This is a genomic window from Paenibacillus pasadenensis (genome assembly GCF_023715725.1).
Lineage (GTDB): Bacteria > Bacillota > Bacilli > Paenibacillales > Paenibacillaceae > Paenibacillus_O > Paenibacillus_O pasadenensis_A.
In genome coordinates, this window is sequence record NZ_JAMBOT010000006.1 from 264,622 (window position 1) to 284,593 (window position 19,972).

Sequence of the window (19,972 nt, forward strand, 5' to 3'; positions counted from 1 at the left end):
CGGCTTAAGCTCCAGCGCCCGGCGTCTCCTGTTGCATCAGCGAAACATTGCGTTGCGGCGTGAACGTCGAAATGGCGTGTTTGTACACCATTTGCTGGCGTCCGTCGGAATCGATGACGATCGTAAAATTATCGAAAGCGCGGATAACGCCCCGGATCTGAAAGCCGTTTGTCAGGTAGACCGTGACCGGAATGCTGTCCTTGCGCAGCTGGTTCAGGAACGTATCTTGAATATTGATGGACTTGTTCATTGAGAGTTACCCCCGTCAAAAGAAGATTGGTTAGTGGTATATTCAAGACTGTCATTGAACTTTCCTGCTAGTATAGCATGAATGGACGCCAAATTGTTGTGAAAATTTTCCCGCATATCAATCCAATGGATATCGCTCATATGCCGGAACCAGCTGAGCTGCCGCTTGGCGAACCGCCGCGTATCCCGCTTGAGCAGCTCGACCGCCTCTTCCAGGGTCGTTACGCCCTTCAGCCATGGAATCAGCTCTTTATAACCGAGCCCCTGCATCGCAACCGATTGTTCCGGTACGCCGCGCTCCAGCAGAGCGGAAACCTCTGCCGCCAGTCCCTCCTCCATCATCAGATCAATCCGCTGTTCGATACGGCGGTACAATTCTGCGCGGTCCATCGTCAGTCCCAGTATACAGAGTTCGTAGGGAGACTCTTTTTTCTGTCCGGCAAGCTGGCTGCTCATCGTCTCTCCGGTCAGATGCCATATTTCCAAGGCGCGGATGACGCGGCGCACGTCGTTTGCATGGAGGCGCGCAGCGCTTTCCGGGTCGGACTCGGCAAGCAATGCATGCAGAGCTGCCGGCCCTTCGGTGTCTGCCATAAGCTGCAGCTTAGCTCGGTACGACTCATCCGAAGCGGCTTTGGAAAACTCGTAGCCGTAACAGACGGACTCGATGTACAATCCTGTGCCTCCAACGATAAAAGGCAGCTTGCCGCGCGAAGAGATGTCCGGAATGAGCCTAGTGCAAGCCGCTTGAAAATCCGCTGCGGAATACGGCTCCTCCGGATCGCAGACGTCGATCAGATGATGCGGGATGCCCATCCGCTCTTCCGGCCGGATTTTGGCGGTGCCGATATCCATCCCCCGGTACACCTGCATGGAGTCGCCGGAAATTATTTCCGCGTTCCACGCTTTGGCGAGCTCAAGGCTCAGCTGCGTTTTGCCAACCGCCGTCGGGCCGAGCAGGACGAGCAGCGGCTGTTTGCGTTCAGTCAACATGTATCACTCCATATCCGACAGCCGACGTTTTTTTGACGGGACAGCGGACGAAGCCGAGCCGGTCGAACTCAGGACTGTTGTTCGTTTCTTTGATGATCACAGTGCGCCGCGCCACTCTCATCGCCTCTTGGACGGTGCCGGCATTCAGCGGATCGGGATTGGCGAGGCCGCGCAGCGGGCTGATGGAGCTTGATTCATGAACAGGGTCACGGAACATCGGATCAAAATAAACGATGTCAAAGCTGTTGTCCGGCAGCGTTTTTAAATATTCGGCATGGTCGGCCAGCAATGGGCGAATGCGGCGCAGCGCCGCCGTCACATCGTCGAGCTCCGTCTCATAGTTTCCTAACCCCTCGCGCACGATGGCGTGCAGCACCGGTTCGCTCTCCAGCGCCGTCACGCTTCCCTCCGGACCGGCAGCATAAGAGAATACAATGGAGTCGCCAGCAAGTCCCGCCGTGCAGTCCAGCACCTTATCGCCGGGCCGGCAGCCGGACAATGTAATAAGCGGGTCGGCTTCCCCTTTGCGCAGCCTTTTGACGCGGACGTAAGCCATGCTGGGGTGAAAATAGAACGGCGCCTCCTCGGGGCCGCCGTAATAACGAAGCTGCGTGCTCGTCACAACGAGCAGCTCGCGCCGTCCTTCCTGCTCGGCCAGCTGGCCGAGCGTTCTGCGGCGGCGCTGCACAAGCCGCGCGCCCAGCTCTGAAGCTAGGCGGGCGGCTGTGTCCAGCATAACCGCTGACGGATGATCCGTCGTTGTAACAATCATGACATCACCCGTTTAAACATTTTTTCCAGCTGGTAGACTGAAATATGCACTAGAATCGGACGCCCGTGCGGGCATGTATACGGCTGGACGCATGCGGCAAGCCGGGCCAGCAGCGCCTCGCCTTCCTCGCGGCTCAGCCGGTCGTTCGCTTTAATAGAAGCTTTGCAGGAGCACATGATGGCCGCTTCCTCGCGCAGCTTGGCAATGTCAATCGCCCTTTTCTCGCGCAGCACCCATTCCGCCATCTCCTCCACCAGCCCCTGCTCCTCGCCTTTAGGGAACCAGTGAGGATGAGAGCGGACGAGAAACGCCTGCGAGCCAAACGGCTCCAGCTCCACGCCCGCCTCCGCCAGCAGCGGCAGACGGTCGGCAAGCAGCAGCGCATCGGCGCTTGTGTATTCCAGCGTAAACGGCACAAGCAGCGGCTGGCTTTCGCTGCCGATGTCGCCAAACTTTCGGTAATAATATTCGTAGTTGATCCGCTCATGAGCAGCATGCTGATCAATCAGATACATGCCCTCTTCATTCTGGGCGATCAGATACGTGCCATGCAGCTGCCCGACCCAGCTCAGCTCCGGGAAGCCGGAAGGCGACACGTCCTCCGCATCGTCCCCGTCATCGTCGGGGACGGCGGACAAGCTGTCCGGCGCTGGATAGAGCGTTGCTTCGCCGGGCGGGTAGACGCTGCTGCCGGAGGGTTCCGGCTGTGCGAAGCTGCCGGGTGCGGGGCCGGGCGGCGCAGCTGATTCGCCCGGCTCTGCGGCTGCATCGCGTGCGGCCCCGTGAGCGAATCCAGGCGGTGAAGATGACGAGCCTGGCTCTGCGGCTGAGTCGCGTGCGTAGCCGTGGGGCAAGTCATGTGCGCCGGGGAACGGCGGGAACGAGCCGTTCTCCTGCGAAGCAGGCGCTTCTGCGCCGGAGTCGCTTGGCGCCGGCGCATAAGGAGCGGCCTGGCGCTCGCGCAGGCCGCCAGCGCCGAAGGCGCCGGCAGCGGGCGCATAGAGCCGCTGCGCCGCATCGGGCGGCACCGGCGGCGCGGCTTGCGCCGCCGGCCGCCAAGGCCCGGCTGCAACGCTGCCGGGCGGCGGGCCCTTGCGGCCCGAGCCGGCGACGCCGCGCGGGCCGCCCTCGCTTTGCAGCGGCGGGGCGAAGCCCGCCGCAGCGCTTGCGGCCGCGGCTTCGGCGGCGGCCGCAGCGGCCCCCGGCGGCTGCGCAGCGCCGCCGGCAGGCGCCGCAGGCGCTGCTGCGCCTGGCGGGTGCTCCGCCGCGCCCGGAGCGCCCGAGCCGGACTGGCCAAGCCCCGGCTCAGGCTGATGAAAGCGCAGCTGCTCCTGCCGGTATACCGGTCCGGAGCGGCTGCTGCGGCCGGAATCCGGCCCCGGAATATGGCGGCGGCCGCCAAGCACTCCGCGCGCCGTCTCCTCAACAAACGCCTTAAGCTCGGCCTCCTTGCTGAAGCGGACTTCCATTTTAGACGGATGCACATTCACGTCAACAAGGCTTGGATGCATGCCGATCTCCAGCACGGCGACCGGAAAACGGTTGATCGGCAGCAGCGTATGATAAGCCGCCAGCAGCGCCTGCTGGACGGCAAAGCTGCGGATATAACGGCCGTTGACCACCGTCGTGATAGAAGTGCGGCTCGAGCGGGTCAGTTCGGGTTTGGAAATGTAACCGTTCAGCTCATAATCGGGATGCTCGCCGCGAATCGGCACCATCGCTTTGGCCGTCCCGGTGCCATATACCGCCGCAATCACCTGCAGCCTGTCTCCCGATCCGGTCGTGCGCAGCAAATTGCCGCCATTATGCGTCAGCGAGAAGGCAATGCCGGGATGAGCAAGAGCAATCCGATAAATATAATCCGAAATATGGCCGAGCTCCGTCTGAATGCTCTTCATATATTTCAGGCGCGCCGGAGTATTAAAAAACAGCTCCCGCACCGTCATATCCGTCCCCTGGCCGGCTCCGGCATGCTCGTCTGCGGTGATCTGGCCGCCCTCCATTGCGATACGGCGTCCAAGCCCGCTGTCGCTGTTGGCAGATACGCAATCCACTTTAGCGACAGCCGCAATACTCGGCAGCGCCTCGCCGCGGAAGCCGAGGCTGGCGATGCGGAACAGGTCGCGGTCGGTCAGCAGCTTGCTCGTTGCATGCCGCTGGAAAGCCGTTTCCATATCCTCCGCCTCAATACCGCTGCCGTTGTCCTGAACGCGGATCAAACTTAAGCCGCCTTCTTCTATTGTAATGTCGATTGAGGTCGCGCCTGCATCTACCGCGTTTTCGACAAGCTCCTTGACGACGGAAGCCGGCCGTTCCACGACCTCTCCAGCCGCGATCTGATTCGCAAGATGCTCATCCAGCACTTTGATTTTGCCCATTGGCGTCTCCTCCCCCAATCTTCGTTTATTAGCTTCCCAGCTTGCCCTTCATCTCGCTCAGCCACACAATGGCCTGCAGCGGAGTCATATGGAGCAAATCAAGCTTGCGCAGCTGATCTGCCAGCTCATCCGCAGCCTCAGCCGTTTTACCGGAACGCCGTTTGCCGGCACCTGACGCTGCTGCCGTTTCCTCTCCAAAGATGGACAGCTGTACAGGCGATTCCGCAGTGACAGGCACTTCTTCCAACGAAACAGCCGCTTCTGCCGCCGCCGTTTGCATAGGTGCGGCTGCTGCAGCCTTCCCAACCGAAACATCCGCCTCTCCGTCCGTCATGGAAAGATCGGCAGCGTAATCAGCCGTTGTCTCTCGAGCGGCAGCATCGGCTGCAAGAGCCGCCGCAGGCGTCAAGCCATTTGCAGCCGCAGCTGCATTGGCCCCTGACGTTTCCAGCTCCTTCACGGGAAGCCCGGCTATAGCGTGTGCCGCCGTACCGGCGATTCCTGAGCCAGCTGCGCCACCAACGCCATGCTGGCTTTCCATCGTTTCCAGCAGTTTATAGGCGCGCCCGATGATGCTGTCGGGCAGTCCCGCGAGCCGCGCGCAGTATATCCCGTAGCTTGTGCTGGCCGCTCCAGGCACTAGCTTGCGCAGGAAGGTGACGTCGCCGCCGCTTTCTTTAACCGCCATGCTCGCATTATGCAAATAGTGCAGCGATTCCTCCAAATGCGACAGCTCGTGAAAATGTGTGGACACAAGCGCCTTGCAACCGGTCTGGTCATGCAAAAACTCAATTACCGCCTGGGCGATCGACATGCCCTCCGCCGTAGACGTTCCGCGTCCCAGCTCGTCGATAATGACAAGGCTGCGCGACGTAGCTTTGTCGGTCATCTGCTGGATATCCCGCATCTCGACCATAAACGTGCTCTGGCCTCCCGCCAGATCGTCCGCTGCGCCAATGCGCGTGAAGATCCGGTCAATCAGCGGCAGGCGCGCCGAGCGGGCCGGCACAAAACAACCGATTTGCGCCATAATGCAGATGAGCGCCGTCTGCCGCATATAGGTGCTTTTGCCCGCCATGTTCGGTCCTGTAATGAGAAGCATGCGCGCCTCATCTTTGGTCAGCGCTGACCCGTTTGCCATAAAGGAAACGCCGTCCAGCACCGCCTCAACGACAGGATGTCTGCCTCCGTCAATATGCAGATCGTACCCGTCCGACACCTCGGGCCGGACATAACGGCGCTCGGCGCTGACAGCGGCAAGCGACTGCAGCACGTCGGCTTGGGCGATAATGTCTGCCAGCCGCTGCAGCCGGTGCAGCTGGCCCGCAATATGATCGCGCAGCTGTATGAACAGGCTGTGCTCCAGGTCCGTCATTTTTTCCTCGGCCTCAAGAATGAGCCGTTCCTTCTCCTTCAGCTCCGGCGTCACATAACGCTCGGCGTTGGCCAGCGTCTGTTTGCGCTCGTAACGCCCCTCTGGCAGCATGGCGAGACTTGCCTTCGACACCTCGAGGAAATAACCGAACACTTTGTTGTAACCGATTTTCAGGCTGCGGATGCCGGTCGCTTCCCTTTCCCGGCGCTCCAGGTCGGCCAGCCACTTTTTGCCGCTAGTGCTCGCCTCGCGAAGCTGGTCCAAGTAATTGTCATAACCAGCCCGGATCAGTCCGCCCTCACGCACCGACACGGGGGGCTCGTCCACAAGCACAGTATCGATCATCTCGCGCAAATCGCCGCAGCTGTCCGCGCCATCGGTCAGCTTGCGAAGCGTTCCAGAACCAGACTCCTCCATCAGCCGGAGCAGTGCGGGCACCCTTTCCAGAGAGGCTTTGAGCGCAGCCAAATCGCGCCCTCCTGCCGTACCGTACGCGACGCGTCCAACGAGCCGCTCGAGGTCGTAAATGCCATCCAGCTCGCTGCGCACATCCTCGCGCAAAATAAGATTGCCGTGCAGCATGCTCACCGCCTCCAGCCGCTCCTCCACTGCGGAAGCGGACAGCAGCGGCTTGTCAATCCAGCGGCGCAGCAGCCGGCCGCCCATCGACGTTTTTGTACGGTCGAGCAGCCACAACAGCGAGCCCTTCCGGTTGCGGCCCTGCACCGTCTCCGTCAGCTCCAAATTCCTTCTTGTAAAGGGGTCAAGAATGAGAAACTGGCTTGGCTCATAACTCTGCACCGCGCGCAGATGGCCGAGCGACCTCTTTTGCGTTTCGGCCAAATAACCCGCCAGCAGCGAGACGGCCCGCACCCGGACGGCAGACAGTCCATCGAGCGCCCCTTGAGGCAGCAGCCGCAAAAGCTCCGCGGATTCCATTGGCTCCCTTTCCGTATATAGCACCGGACGGCCCGGCATCGCCGGACGCGAGCGCAGCTGCTCCAGCACCGCGGCGTCGCCGACGATTTCCGGCGGGAAATACATGTTGATTTCATCCTGCAGCAGCTCCGCTCCTCCGATAAAAGAGGTGGCGTATAATTCGCCGGTGGACAGATCGCAAGCAGCCAATGCGAGCCAATTCCCTTCCGCAGCAACCGAGACGATATAGTTGTTCGCTTTATCCGTTAACGATTTGCTCTCCATCACAGTGCCCGGGGTTACGACGCGCACAATTTCGCGGCGCACAACACCTTTGGATGCAGCCGGATCTTCAACCTGTTCGCAAATGGCTACTTTGTAGCCTTTCTCAATGAGCCGCGATATGTATCCTTCCGCAGAGTGGTACGGCACGCCGCACATCGGTATGCGCTCCTCGCCGCCGCCGGCGCGTCCAGTAAGCGTAATTTCCAGCTCTCTGGAAGCCAGCACCGCATCGTCAAAAAACAGCTCATAAAAGTCGCCCAGGCGGAAAAAGAGAAAAGCGTCCCGGGCTTCTTCTTTTATTTTTAAATACTGCTCCATCATCGGCGTCAATGCTGCCACGTTGTACCTCCTGTGCAGGCATGGGCTCCAATTCCGGGCCAAGCCGCAACCATTCTATGAAAACCAGCCTTCATTATACCAGTATTACAAAGAGCGTACAAAAGGAGTTGAACGCAAAAAAGCCATTCTTCCGGCAAGAAGAACGGCTTTTCGACATGTTTCGCCACATTTATATTTTATTCCATGTATCTTTAATTATATTAATCATTAATGAATTTAACTGTTTGATTGGACCACCGATTGTATTCCCCATTTAATCCGGATATCAAGACTTTCATCCCAAACAGCGCCTGCTTCAACCGCATCCAGCAGCGGTTCCAGCATAGGTCGCCTTTTGTCGTAAGAGGGCGCCTTTTCCAGCGCGGCGCGCAGGCGCGGCAAACAGCCTGCCAAAACATGCCTATTTCCTTGATAGTAGGCACGAATATAGGTTTCTTCCACACTGGGCAAATCGTCAAGCCAAGCAAAATCCTCCGCAATAAGCATGGATATGGCAAGCGCATACCGCGCCGCGGCCGGCGATACGAGCCAGCTTGGCAGCGTGCGATACTCAAACCCGCCATGCGGCTGGTGACGGCTGTCGCCAAACGTTCCATAGCGGGGACGCCGGTTCTTGCCTGACGGATCTTCAGCGAGGGCGAGCGGAATCGCGGCATAACTGTCCATAACATGCAGCAAACGGGAGGTTAGCGCGATTCCGCTCAGATGCACATGGCCGCCAAGCGCGATTCCCGGCACAGGCATCGCTCCGGCAGCTAGCCTCATGCCTGGCTCACGTATGCCGCGTCTGGCAGCAAGCGCCAGTAAACGGCGGAGCGAGCGCAGCAGCTCCTCCTCGCTTGTAGCGGGCTCCGGCCGCAGCTCGCCGACCGGCTGGCGCAAATTGCGGCCCCGAATTAACATGTCGCTGCCGACAGGGCTGTGCAGGCCGCCAAGCCCCGCTGCCGAAAACACCCTTCCATTGGCTCGAACGATTAAAAATTCAGGGTCCGCTCCGATACGCAGCACAGTCGGCGATTCGCCGCTTTGCCGGAGCGCTTCCGATTTTACGAGCAGCTGCAGCCGCCGGACCGCAGGGCTCCAAAAAGAGGGAGAGAGGACCGCAAGCTCCTTCGCTTCAGGCGGCGCACCTTCACTGCCGGTCGGGAGAAGACTGAGGCAGCCGGGGAGCCTCACCGCTTCCGCATACAACCGTCCGCTGTCGCCGAGCCGGACAAAAACTTCAGCCGCATCCAGCTGCAGCTCGTAAACAATGCGTTTCGCAAACCGGCAAGCCCGTTTCATATCGGCGTCTTCAGGCTCAGCCGGCGCAGTCCGCCAATCCGCATCCTCACTTTTGGAAATTGCTGCAAGCTCCTCTGCCCGTCCGCTAAATGCTGCCTTTATACCGTTCTGGCCGATCCGCTGCGACCGCGATTTGTCCAGCCGCAGCTCACCATGAGCGGCCCAGCCCAGCCCTCTTACTCGTTCTACAAAAAGCGTTTCCATATGAAACACGGCAATTCGCAGCAGTCTGCCCGGTTCCTCCGCCCTGGAGCTAATGCCGGAAAGCTCCAGCCGCTGAGCGAGACCGTCACCGGACATCGCCGCAACCGCTGCAGCGCCTGCATTGAGCACCCAAGGCTTTCCGCCGTCCGCACAGGCAACTTCGTCCCCTTCAGCTCCACTGCCGCAAGCCGCCTGCTCGCCAGGCCACGAATCTGCTCCCCAGACAAGCACTGCATCATGGCAGCTCAGGCGCCCCATGCCGCTCCTCCACCGCTCCAAACCAAGCAGCGGTGCCGGGTCCGGCACCGCTGCTTCTCCGCACCATAGCCACAGCTTGCCAGCCATGACGCATCGCCTCCTGTAGCCGGCCGCATTGTGACCAGCACTTGGTACGCTGCCTGTGCCAACACCTATTCCGCTCAACATTTAAAGTTCAGGAAGAGAAAAAAAAGGAGGGCTTTCGCCCTCAATTTTTAAGTGATCCTGCATACCCTGCAGTATGAGCTGAAAGGCCTTCTTACAGATCGTCAATCAGATCATCGTCGGCAAAGTCGCCATCTAAGCCGTCGTCGAGACCGTTGTCGTCCTTTAAATCGTCGTCGCAGCCGCCCGGAACGACGGCTACACAAACTTTTGTTTCAGCGATCAGCTGGACTTTGAATTCGCGCTCCACCCGAAGCACAACCGAGGTGCCGTTAGAAGAGATATCGGCCTCGATGCAATTCGGCTCATGCGTGGACTCCGCGTACACTTCCTCTGTTGAAGGAAGATGATTCGGGTCCATGCTGGAAAGCGCAACATTGTCCACATAGGTTACCGTTTCCTTGGCCACATCGGTTTGCGAGTTCTTGTTGTAGGAATACCAAATGTTGAGGTCGTAGCTGCCAACAACCTCGATGCCATCCCCCGACCGTACGGCCTCGTAACGGTGGTTGATCACCCAAGCGCCCAAGATGCTAGTGGGGCGGTTTGGGGGCGTGACGGTATGCGTAACCGTCGAGAACTTGCGTCCTTTACCAACTACAGCTTTAGTAATGATCTCTCTAGTCTGAAGCTGCTTAGATAAAATCGACATTTCTTTTTAACCTCCTCCATACCATCATTCCTTACAAGTGTATGCAGGACATAGGCCAATGTTGATTACATAAACCTAGCCGATACAATATATTATTTGCCGGGGTCGTTTTATGCTTGGTTACGCCCCTTAATTTCAATATGTAATCAAACGAATGATTATGATCAACGCCACAATCTTTTGGCTGCATTTTTTGCTTCAAATAATAGCAGAACAATTGGGAAGCCGCTTTGCCGAACCGGCCGTCCTGTTTTGAGATAAGGAATGCTGCCGTTTTTACGGACAAGCTGCGCCATAATTATCCCGAAGCCCGCTTGCACAATTCTTGAACATGGAATCAACTGCCTAACTTTCATCTGCTTATCTCATTTTCCACTATCATGTCGTACCCACACCCTTCTATTGTTTCTTCATATAATGCTGGTAGTCGACATTAGGAGGAAAGAATGCAATGAAGCTGGGGATTATATTGGTTTTGTTTATTTTATTGGTTATTGTTACGAGTCTTTTTCGCAGCCCTATCAATGGAGACTCAAGAGTGAATCTGGAAGATGGCAATTTAACGATTCTGGAGACAAAGGGCTTCAATGTTTATAACAAAAGTGCACGGCAACCATTCATTTTACGTGCAACACATTTTGAAGGAGAATTTGCGTCGCCGGCACCTCCGTTGCATACCATTCGGCCCGGACAAAGCTTCCACTTCGAAGTAAACAGATATTATTTTTATTATGCCCACGCTTATGTCATTTACGATTTGCTTGATATGAATGAAAGCAAATTTGGAAGTACGGAGTTAAAAATGACGGTAGACGCCCAAATTGCATCTACATCTGTCCTGTATTTAAACTTAAACTATTACTTCCCCGTTGGCATTGAAAACGGAGGCACTTATTTTAATTTCATCAACAAATAATCGTAATTCCCAATTTATATAATTCTTCATATTCATGATTTCCATTGCTAGCCCGTATCCAGTACCAGCAAAAACCATTTTAAAGACATAAAAATATACGGTAAGAAAGAGGTTTAGGATATGACTTATCTAAGCGCTCAAACCAGCAACCTTAGAGGACCAGCCTTTGGAACCATTCTAACTTTGTTTATTTTGCTGATCATTGCGACTTCGTTCGTTTGTAGTTCTACTGAGGGGAATAGGCTGCGGGACAGTAATTCAATAACGACACAGCAATCTAAACAATTTACAATCAATAACCAGACTGCCAACTTCTCATTAGCGTCCATTTCTTTGGAAGGCGAATTTGAAGATCCTTTCCCCGCAGCGCATATTATTCTTCCCTACAGAAGCTACAACTTCGAGGTACTAAGAAAAGCATTTGCAACCTATAGAGCCTATGTCACATATGAAGTTTTATCTGGCACAGAAGTAGTCGGCGATATTCGAATCTTTATGAAGTCTGCTTCGAGTGGCACATTGCCAGATCCATCAACCGAAGTTTTATATATAAACGGCCCCATTTCTTTTGAAAATGGAAAAACACATGTTACGGTTCGCGATGCATAATCACCTTCCAGACATCTGACAGCAAGGATCTCAAGAAAACGTTTAAACTCTCACTTCCAGCCCCCGTTTCTTCAGCCTGCTAGCCGTATCCAAAAATCGGTCCCGCTGCCGCAGAGCCGCGCGCACCTCGAATTCCTCGCAGGTGCAGCGCAGCCCCATTGTCCAAAAGCTGGTGCGGAGCTCGTTTTATGCCGTGCGTAATGCTGGTAGTTCGACATTAGGAGGAAGAATGAAATGAAGCTGGGTATGGTATTGGTTTTGTTTATTTTATTGGTTATTGTTGCAAGCCTTTTTTACTCCCCTTTAAAAAGAGAATCAGGAGTTAATTTGGAAGATAACAATTTAACTATACTAGCAACCAAAGGGTTCAATGTTTATAACAAAAGCGAACTGCACCCATTCCTTATACGGGCAGCCAGCTTCGATGGAGACTACGCGTCTACTCCAGACCCGCTGCATATAATTCGGCCCGGGGCAAGTTACCACTTCGAAGTGGATAGATATTATTTCTTTGTTAGCAATGCCTATGTCACGTACGATTTGTTAGATATGAATGGAACTCGTTTCGGAGAAGCGCGATTAAGAATGAAAGTTGACACGCATGTCGCATCAACGACAGTCCTGTCTTTAAATACTACGATTTATTTTCCCGTGGGCATTGAAAACGGCGGTAGCTATTTTAATTTCATCAATAAATAAATGGATTTTATACCCATTTAATTTCATGTGCAGCTAGAGGGAACAGAAAGGAGAAAAATATGTATGCTATAAAAGCCCAGGTCAGTAATCTTAAAAGCCCAAGCTTCGGAATCATTTTAATTCTGTTTATTTTGCTGGTCATTGCGACCACTTTTCTTTACAGCTCCGCCCGAGAGGATGCACAGCCCGATGATGGTTTGACAACGTTGGAACTATCCAGAGGATTTAATATTTACAACCGCACTTCCAATTTTTCATTAGTGACAACTTCCTTGGAAGGAGAATTTGCTGACCAATTTCCCCCATCGCATGTTATTCTGCCGTACCAAGAATTTCACTTTGAGGTAAAAGCATATAACTCAAGCGCCTATGTCACTTACAATGTCGTATCGGGCGGCAATACAGTGGGAGATATTCGAATTAATATGAGGACAACCAGCCCAGCTCCAGTAAAGCCAAAAACCATTATTGATTTTATAAACGGCCCTATCCGTTATGAGAACGGGGGGACTTACGTCACGATTTTCAATTTATGATTATTGCGCAGAAAGGAGATTAAGTGATGTCTTTCATAAACTGGGGAATGATTTTAGTTTTGTTTATTTTGCTTGTCATTGCTACAACTTTCATTTATAGTTCCACGGAAAGAAACAACCTGCGGGACGATGATCCAGTATCGATACAAGACTCCATAAGGTTCACGATCAGCAACCAGACTGCCAGCTTTTCGTTAGCGACAGCGTCCTTGGAAGGAGAATTTGAACCCCCCTTCCCTGCAGCCCATATTATTCTCCCATACAGGGGCTACGGCTTCGAGGTGCTCAGAAAAGCATACGCCACCAAAAGAGCCTATGTCACATATAACGTCTTATCGAACACGGAAGTAGTCGGGAGCATCCGTATATTCATGAAGGTATTTGCAACCTCAATTCCAGAGCCATCAACCGAAATCCTAGAAATAAATGGCCCCATTTCCTATAAAAACGGTAAAAGATATGTTGATGTTTACAATGCTTAGTCACCATCTAGGCATCTGACAGCCACGACCTCAAGTATTCGTTTAACCTCTTTCTTCCAGCCTTCTTTTCTTCAGTCGGCTAGCCGTATCCAGAAAACGGTCAAGCTCCACGGTCAGCTGCAGCAGCGCTGAGCGCACCTCGAACTCCTCGCGGGTGCGGGGCAGCTCCATCGTCCGAAAGCTGGCGCGCAGCCCGTTTAACGCCGCACGCGGGCGGTCCTCGTAATAGTCAGAGCGGATATCGCCCTCCATCGTATCAAAAAGCTCCGCGAGTAGACCGCCCTGCGGCAGCCGTTCATGATCGTAGACATAGGATAGAAGCTCCATCATGGTCCCGATGATTTCAAGCTGGCGCTTGCGCATGTTGAAATAACTCGTCCAATAAAAATCCGGCTGCCAGGGCCGGTTATGCTGCTCCCGCATGGCCCGCTCCAGCCCCTCGCGCACCGCTGCATCGGCCTCCAGCAGTTCTCCCCCGCTCCATAGGCAGCCCGGATCCCGGAGCACCGAAGCCATCCCGGCAAAAATGCCGGCGAACCGGCCTTCGACCGTGCGCCGTAACTCCTGCAGCCGCTTGCGCTCGTCAGGCATGTACAAATTGTTGACAATAGCCGCCCAGCCCAGCCCTACGAGAAGCAGCAGCGCTTCGTTCCAAAGCAGCTCGACCGTCACCGCCCCTGCACCGTAAACATGGAAAACAAGAACGCTGCCCGGCACGATGCCGCTCTGCAGCCGCAGTCTCGACAATATCGGAAAAACGAGCAGTACATATAAGGCCGCCGTCCAAATATGGTAGCCGAGCAGCTCAAACAGCAGCGATGAAACGAGCAGCGCCACCAGCGAGGCGGACAGCCGCTCAAACAGGCTGCGGAAGCCGCTCCGCCTTGTCACCTCGACGCCAAGAATCGCCAGCACCCCGGCAAACATCGGTTCACTCAGATTCAGGAGCTGCGCGGTCCCAACCGCCGCCGCCACGGCTATCGCCGTTTTCAGTACCCGCAGGCCTATCCATCCCTTCAACATCCGTCCGCCCCCTATGCCAAAAAGCGCCCCGCGCAGCCGGATCATCCGGCCAAGCGCAGGGCGCCTGCATGCTTGATTTTCATCCTAGCCGTTCCTTGGTCCTCCGTCAACGGATTCCGTCACATGAGATCAGGAATCGCGCCCGCCGGAAACGAGGCGTTTTTCCATCAGCGCGACGCCCTGATACATAAGCGTGGCCGCAGCCGCGATAACGACAAGCGTAGATAACACAAGCGTGAAATTAAACACCTGGAAGCCGTAGATGATCAGATAGCCGAGCCCTTCCTTCGCGACGAGAAACTCGCCGACGATGACACCGACCCAGGCCAGCCCGACGTTCACCTTCAGCGTCGAGATAATAACCGGAAACGATCCGGGCAAAATGACAAGCCGGAACAGCTGCCATCGGCTGCCTCCAAGCAGCCGGACGACCTTCACCAGACCCGGCTCCATATCGCGAAAACGGTTATATATACCGATCGTCGTTACGATAACGGTCATCGTCAATGTAACGGCGAGGATCGACATAAAACCTTGGCCGAGCGCCACAATGAAGATCGGCCCCAGCGCCACTTTAGGCAGGCTGTTGAACACGACGAGGTACGGATCGCACACTCTCGCCAGAAAAGGAAACCACCAGAGCAGCGCCGCCAGCGCCGTGCCTACAATGGTTCCGAGCAGGAATCCCGCAGCCGTCTCCGCCACCGTAACGCCTATATGCGGCCATAACGTGCCGTCGACGCTGGAGCTGACAAGCAGAGCGCCGATTTTGGACGGATAGCTGAACAGAAGCGGATCAATCCAACGCAGCCTTCCAGCCGCTTCCCATAAGCCAAGGAAGAGAGCGAGAATGAGCAGCTGCACGCTCAGCACCGCCGTGTTTACCGTGCGCTGCCGCGTCATGTAGCGGCGGTAGATATCTTCCAGCCATCCGGCTTGCTCAGCCGAAGACAGCTGTACGGCTCCGCCTTTGCCTTGTCTGCGTTTGCCGCCTCCGCCGCTGCTTCCGCCGGCTCCGTTCCGGCCATTCCCTCCGCTTCCGCCAAGCAGGTCCAGCTCATTCATCGAGGCTCCCTCCTTCCTTTTCGCCTGCGCCCATTTCCTCCCATAACGAATCGAACACGTCTTGAAAGGTCGGATGTTTGCGCGCCTCGGTCGGCGCCAGCCTGCGCAGCTCCTCCGGGATTCGCAGCTCCGTGCGAATATGCCCCGGGTTGCGCCCGAGCACCAATACGCGGTCGCTCATCGCTGCAGCTTCAGCCAAATCATGCGTGACGAGTACGGCTGTTTTGCCCAGCTTGCGAAGCGTCGACTGCACAAGATCCTCCAGCTGCATTTTGATGTGCATATCGAGAGCCGAAAACGGCTCATCCAGCAGCAGCACCTCCGGATCCGGCGCCAGCGTGCGCGCAAGCGCGACACGCTGCCGCATGCCGCCGGACAGCTCGGCGGGATATCGTCCGCCCGTGCCGGACAGCCCGACCTCCTCCAGCAGCCGTTCGGCGGCGGCATGGGCTTCTGGCCTCGGCATGCCGCTAATTTCTAAGCCGAGCGCGGCATTGTTCAGTATGGTCCGCCAGGGAAGCAGGCAGTCCTGCTGCAGCATGTAGCCGACCTTGGACGACGGCTTCTGTACCCGCCGCCCAGCCATGATGACGGTGCCGGACGCCGGAGGGAACAATCCCGCCAGCAGGCTGAGCACCGTCGTTTTACCGCATCCGCTCGGACCGACAAGGCTGATGAATTCTCCCCGTGCAACCGTCAGATTCATATCCTCCACAGCTAGCGAAGCGCCCTGCTTGCCGACATACACATGGGACACCGAGCGCAGCTCCAGCATCGTCTCCTCCGTCACCGCCATGGGTTACCTCCCCTTAGCTGCGTCAGCAGGCTTCCGTCCCGGCCGTAAACCAACCGGTTATTTGTCCGCCTGCTCCGCAAATGAGTTATCCACTAGAGCTTTATGCTCCGTACGCTGCTTCAGCTCGCCTGCCGCAGTCATTACATCCAGCAGATTGTTCCATTCCGCTTCGTCGATGACTGGATTTTCCGCATAGGAGCCTTGCTGCTTATAACGGTCAATCGAGCTGACAATGATCGATTTGTCAGTGTTCGGGAAGTAAGAGCCAACCGCATCAGCGATATCCTCAGCGCTGTGCTCCTGCACCCATTTCTGAGCTTTTTGCAGCGCGTTAGTGAATTTCTGAATCGTATCCTTGTTGCCGCTTATATAACTCTTTTTACTCATATAAGCCGTGTAAGGCAGCTTTCCGCTCTCCACGCCGAAGGAAGCGACAACCTTGCCCTTGCCTTCCTGCTCCATCATCGACGCCTGCGGCTCGAACAGCTGCACGTAATCGCCTGTGCCGGAAGCATACGCTGCCGTAATGTTGGCAAAGTCGATGTTTTGAATCAGGTTCAGATCCTTATGCGGATCGATTCCTTTTTTCTTTAACACAAACTCGCCCGCCATCTGCGGCATGCCGCCTTTTCTTTGGCCGAGGAAGGTTGAGCTCTTCAAATCGTTCCAGTCCAGCTCCTTGCCGGAGCGTGATACAAGGAACGTGCCGTCCGTCTGCGTCACCTGGGCAAAGTTGATGACAGCGTCGTCCGCGCCTTGCTGGTAAACGTAGATCGACGTTTCCGGTCCAACCAAAGCGACATCGATGCCGCCGGACAGCAGCGCCGTCATCGTTTTGTCGCCTCCAGCCGTCGTCTGCAGCTCCACGTCCAGCCCTGCTTCTTTAAAATAGCCTTGCGACAGCGCAACGTACTGCGGAGCGTAAAAGAGCGAGCGTGTCACCTCGCCAATGCGCACCTTAACCGTATCTCCCGACTTCGCGCCGCAACCGGACAGCGCCGCCGATGCCGCCAGGGCTGCTGCGAGCAGCAGGCTGGCAATCGCCTTACTTTTCATTCCATGCTCCTCCTTGGTCGCTAACGATTGTGCTGTAGCCTATGCACGCCTAAAGGGGAAGGTGCATAACGATTGCACGGAAGCAGCTTCATCCGGACACCGCAGCTGCGTCCATACGGCCGCAAGCCAAAAAGCCGCCCAAGTCCCGGTTGACTTGAGCGGCTTTACCGCAATGGCGCAGCCTATTGAATTACGCAAACGATTGCTTAATCGGCTGACTTCACCCTTCGAACAGCAATGGAGGCGATATTTCGCATTACAAGGCCTGATGCGGCTGCAGATCGTTCCTGCTGCTTACAGCTTATAAATATCCGTATATTTATCCTTCAAATATTTGACGAGATAGGAAGAATCCAGCGGTTTGCCCGTAGCCCCAAGGATGATCTCCTTCGGCGTGAGCAGCTTGCCGTGACGATGGACGTTTTGGGTAAGCCATTCACGGATTGAAGCAAGCTCCCCGCGCGCCACCAGCTCCCACATATTAGGCAGCTGACGCTCCATCGTGTCCGCCATCTGGGCCGCGTACATATTGCCAAGCGAGTAAGACGGGAAGTAACCGAACAGCCCCGCGCTCCAATGGACGTCCTGCAGGACGCCGTCCGCATCGGTCGGAGGCGTGAGTCCAAGGTACTCGCGGTACTTCTCATTCCAGATCGCCGGCAGATCCGCCGCTTTTGCGCCGCCGTTGAAAATCATTTTTTCAATCTCATAACGGATAATGATGTGCAGGTTGTACGTCAGCTCGTCGGCCTCAATTCGGATAAGCGACGGCTGGACGGTGTTTTGCGAACGGTAAAATTGCTCCGCCGACACTTTAAGCTGCTCCGGGAAACGGCTCTGAAGATCGCCGTAATAACGCTGCCAAAATGGACGGCTGCGGCCGATCGTATTTTCCCAGAAACGCGATTGCGACTCGTGAATGCCCATGGATGTTCCGCGGCACAGCGAGGTTCCGGCCAGCTCCGGGGTAACATTCTGCTCGTACATCGCATGACCGGCCTCGTGAATCGTGCCGAACAGCGCGCTCGTTACATCCTCCGGCAAATAACGGGTCGTAATCCGAACGTCCTGCAGGTTGATCGTCGTTTGAAACGGGTGCATGCTCTCGTCAATCCGGCCCGCTTCAAAGTCGAAACCGAGCTGTTCCAGCATGTACCGGCTGAATTCCTTTTGTTTCTCTTTGTCAAAATGGCCCTGCAAAAAATCGCGGTCAGGTTTGTTCGACGACTCGGCGATTGCCGACGCCAGCGGCACCAGCTCGCCCCTCAAAGAATTAAAGATGCCGTCAAGCTCCGCTACGGTCATGCCAGGCTCGTAATCGTCGAGCAGCGTGTCGTATCGGGTTTCCTTCGGGCCCCACAGATCGATAAACTGGTTCGTATATCCGATAATCCGGTCCAGATAACCCTGGAATGCAGCGTAGTCGTTGTTGGCGCGTGCTTCCTCCCATGCCGATTCGGACTGGGAAGCCAGCACGACGTATTCCTCATACAGCTTCGGCGGGATTTTGACGCTGCGGTCATACGTTTTACGCGTCTCGCTGACCAGCTTGCGGTCGATTTCGCTCAGACGACCCTCCGTTCCCGGTTCCTCCAGCTGCTCCAGCAGCTCTCCGGTGCGCGGGGACGTAGCCAGCAAAAATGCCTCCGACGCCAGCATGCCGATGACCTCGGAGCGCCCGTCCAGTCCTTTGCGCGGCGCGCCGGTGCGCATATCCCAGTTGAGCAGGCTCGCTGCCTCATTGTAACGGCAAATTTTGCGGTCCAGCTCCCGGAATTCCTGCAGCGCTTTCTCGTATGTAGATGAGGTTTCCGCCATAAGCTTCATCATCCTTTCATCTATATCGGTTAGGTTTACTCTTGAATCATAACGGCGGATGCCAGTATAATCAACGTTAACCATCGGGAACAGCTTTCAACCTGCCCCGAAGAAGGAGGTATTCCGGATGCGCATCAGCTTCAGCCGCGATGCGGCGGACAAGCTCCAGCCTTTTGTCGGAGACGGACAGGCCATGCTCAAGCTGGTCTACGACACGGAGGGCTGCGGCTGCGTCGTCAACGGCGTGTCGGCGCTGTATGTCGTTCATGAGCCGGCCCAAGGAGATGTGATGGGCGAAGGCGATCCCTATCCCTTCCTGTACGAGGAGCGGTATGAGGTGTTTTTTGAGCCGGAGCTGCGTATCGCCTATAACAAGGACCGGAACGCATTCTCGTTGGCGAGCGACAGCCAGATTTACCATCATGACATGCGGTTTTTTCCGCATGCGCCTTCATTTGAACGTAATTAGCTGAAGAAAGGTCGGGAGCAAGTTGAACAACAGCATACAGCAGATTTTGTCCTACAACGAGCAATTCGTCGAAGAGAAGCAGTACGAGCAATACTTAACAGATCGTTTTCCAGACAAAAAAATGGTCATTCTCACCTGCATGGACACCCGCTTGACCGAGCTGCTTCCGCGGGCAATGAATTTGCGTAACGGCGATGTGAAGGTGCTCAAAAACGCCGGCGCCATCGTTACCCAGCCGTTCGGCAACATTATGCGCAGTATTCTCGTCGCCATTTACGAGCTTCAGGCGGAGGAAGTGCTCATTATCGGCCACTACAACTGCGGTATGACCGGCGTTGATCCTGAAGCGATTATTAGCAAAATGATCGCTCGCGGCGTGCCCAAAACGACGGTCCGCACGCTGCGGCATTCCGGGCTCGACTTCCGCCGCTGGCTGACCGGCTTTGACAACGTGCGCTCCAGCGTCGAGAAAAGCGTCGGCATCGTGCGCAATCATCCGTTGCTCCCGCCTTCTACACCGGTTCACGGCCTCATTATCGATCCGCAAACCGGCAAGCTTGATCTCGTTGCAGACGGTTATGATTTTTTGAAACAGCCGATTGCTGAAGAGCAATAATGAAAAGGACGAGGC

At 55.8% G+C, this 19,972-nt stretch carries 19 protein-coding genes; 7 read left to right on the forward strand and 12 right to left on the reverse strand.

From position 1 onward, the window contains the following. Nucleotides 1–4: 4 nt before the first annotated feature. From hfq to M3223_RS16525, 7 genes are all read right to left on the reverse strand, one after another. Nucleotides 5–250, reverse strand: coding sequence for an RNA chaperone Hfq (gene hfq / locus M3223_RS16495; protein WP_028598361.1), 246 nt, complete (start codon nt 248–250; stop codon nt 5–7). Continuing rightward, nucleotides 247–1,242: a tRNA (adenosine(37)-N6)-dimethylallyltransferase MiaA gene (gene miaA / locus M3223_RS16500; protein ID WP_251563474.1), complete on the reverse strand. Its 996-nt coding sequence runs from the start codon at nt 1,240–1,242 to the stop codon at nt 247–249. The genes hfq and miaA overlap by 4 nt, the downstream gene beginning before the upstream one ends. Beyond that, nucleotides 1,232–2,014 (reverse strand): class I SAM-dependent methyltransferase, encoded by a 783-nt coding sequence (locus tag M3223_RS16505; RefSeq protein WP_251563475.1) that lies wholly within the window; start codon nt 2,012–2,014, stop codon nt 1,232–1,234. The genes miaA and M3223_RS16505 overlap by 11 nt, the downstream gene beginning before the upstream one ends. Next, nucleotides 2,011–4,392 carry a DNA mismatch repair endonuclease MutL gene (gene mutL, locus M3223_RS16510; RefSeq protein WP_251563477.1) on the reverse strand — a complete coding sequence of 794 codons (2,382 nt, stop codon included), beginning with the start codon at nt 4,390–4,392 and terminating at the stop codon, nt 2,011–2,013. Before mutL ends, M3223_RS16505 begins: the two co-directional genes overlap by 4 nt. A gap of 28 nt (nt 4,393–4,420) precedes the next feature. Next, nucleotides 4,421–7,309, reverse strand: coding sequence for a DNA mismatch repair protein MutS (gene mutS, locus M3223_RS16515; RefSeq protein ID WP_251563479.1), 2,889 nt, complete (start codon nt 7,307–7,309; stop codon nt 4,421–4,423). A gap of 216 nt (nt 7,310–7,525) precedes the next feature. Then, nucleotides 7,526–9,142: a putative amidoligase domain-containing protein gene (locus M3223_RS16520; RefSeq protein ID WP_251563481.1), complete on the reverse strand. Its 1,617-nt coding sequence runs from the start codon at nt 9,140–9,142 to the stop codon at nt 7,526–7,528. Nucleotides 9,143–9,314: 172 nt separating this feature from the next. Continuing rightward, nucleotides 9,315–9,872, reverse strand: coding sequence for an outer spore coat protein CotE (locus M3223_RS16525; protein WP_251563484.1), 558 nt, complete (start codon nt 9,870–9,872; stop codon nt 9,315–9,317). A gap of 451 nt (nt 9,873–10,323) precedes the next feature. Between M3223_RS16525 and M3223_RS16530 the strand changes: the two genes are divergently transcribed. The 5 genes from M3223_RS16530 (at nt 10,324) to M3223_RS16550 (ending at nt 13,114) form a co-directional block, all read left to right on the forward strand. Then, entirely contained in the window at nt 10,324–10,788 is a 465-nt protein-coding gene (locus tag M3223_RS16530; protein ID WP_251563486.1) for a hypothetical protein, read from the forward strand. A gap of 120 nt (nt 10,789–10,908) precedes the next feature. Beyond that, nucleotides 10,909–11,397: a hypothetical protein gene (locus M3223_RS16535; RefSeq protein ID WP_251563489.1), complete on the forward strand. Its 489-nt coding sequence runs from the start codon at nt 10,909–10,911 to the stop codon at nt 11,395–11,397. A 234-nt stretch (nt 11,398–11,631) separates the two neighbouring features. Beyond that, nucleotides 11,632–12,096 carry a hypothetical protein gene (locus M3223_RS16540; protein ID WP_251563491.1) on the forward strand — a complete coding sequence of 155 codons (465 nt, stop codon included), beginning with the start codon at nt 11,632–11,634 and terminating at the stop codon, nt 12,094–12,096. Between the two features lie 59 nt (nt 12,097–12,155). Beyond that, nucleotides 12,156–12,632 (forward strand): hypothetical protein, encoded by a 477-nt coding sequence (locus tag M3223_RS16545; protein ID WP_251563493.1) that lies wholly within the window; start codon nt 12,156–12,158, stop codon nt 12,630–12,632. A 26-nt stretch (nt 12,633–12,658) separates the two neighbouring features. Further along, the gene (locus tag M3223_RS16550; protein WP_251563495.1) at nt 12,659–13,114 is read left to right on the forward strand and encodes a hypothetical protein; all 456 of its coding nucleotides are present in this window, start codon (nt 12,659–12,661) and stop codon (nt 13,112–13,114) included. Between the two features lie 42 nt (nt 13,115–13,156). On the opposite strand, the gene M3223_RS16555 is transcribed toward M3223_RS16550, so the two are convergent. The 5 genes from M3223_RS16555 to M3223_RS16575 all read right to left on the reverse strand — a co-directional run bounded on the left by M3223_RS16555 (nt 13,157) and on the right by M3223_RS16575 (nt 18,872). Beyond that, nucleotides 13,157–14,137, reverse strand: coding sequence for an aromatic acid exporter family protein (locus M3223_RS16555; RefSeq protein ID WP_251563497.1), 981 nt, complete (start codon nt 14,135–14,137; stop codon nt 13,157–13,159). A 129-nt stretch (nt 14,138–14,266) separates the two neighbouring features. Next, a complete protein-coding gene (locus M3223_RS16560) occupies nt 14,267–15,040 on the reverse strand; it encodes an ABC transporter permease (protein WP_251563625.1) in 774 nt (257 codons plus the stop codon). A 154-nt stretch (nt 15,041–15,194) separates the two neighbouring features. Further along, the gene (locus M3223_RS16565; protein WP_251563499.1) at nt 15,195–15,998 is read right to left on the reverse strand and encodes an ABC transporter ATP-binding protein; all 804 of its coding nucleotides are present in this window, start codon (nt 15,996–15,998) and stop codon (nt 15,195–15,197) included. Nucleotides 15,999–16,055: 57 nt separating this feature from the next. Beyond that, a complete protein-coding gene (locus M3223_RS16570; RefSeq protein ID WP_251563501.1) occupies nt 16,056–17,054 on the reverse strand; it encodes an ABC transporter substrate-binding protein in 999 nt (332 codons plus the stop codon). Between the two features lie 294 nt (nt 17,055–17,348). Continuing rightward, nucleotides 17,349–18,872 (reverse strand): carboxypeptidase M32, encoded by a 1,524-nt coding sequence (locus M3223_RS16575; protein ID WP_251563503.1) that lies wholly within the window; start codon nt 18,870–18,872, stop codon nt 17,349–17,351. 127 nt (nt 18,873–18,999) lie between these two features. Between M3223_RS16575 and M3223_RS16580 the strand changes: the two genes are divergently transcribed. Together M3223_RS16580 and M3223_RS16585 are read left to right on the forward strand one after the other, a co-directional pair. After that, entirely contained in the window at nt 19,000–19,341 is a 342-nt protein-coding gene (locus M3223_RS16580) for an iron-sulfur cluster biosynthesis family protein (protein WP_251563505.1), read from the forward strand. Between the two features lie 22 nt (nt 19,342–19,363). Next, complete coding sequence (locus tag M3223_RS16585; RefSeq protein WP_251563507.1) at nt 19,364–19,957, forward strand: beta-class carbonic anhydrase; 594 nt, start codon at nt 19,364–19,366, stop codon at nt 19,955–19,957. Nucleotides 19,958–19,972: the final 15 nt, after the last annotated feature.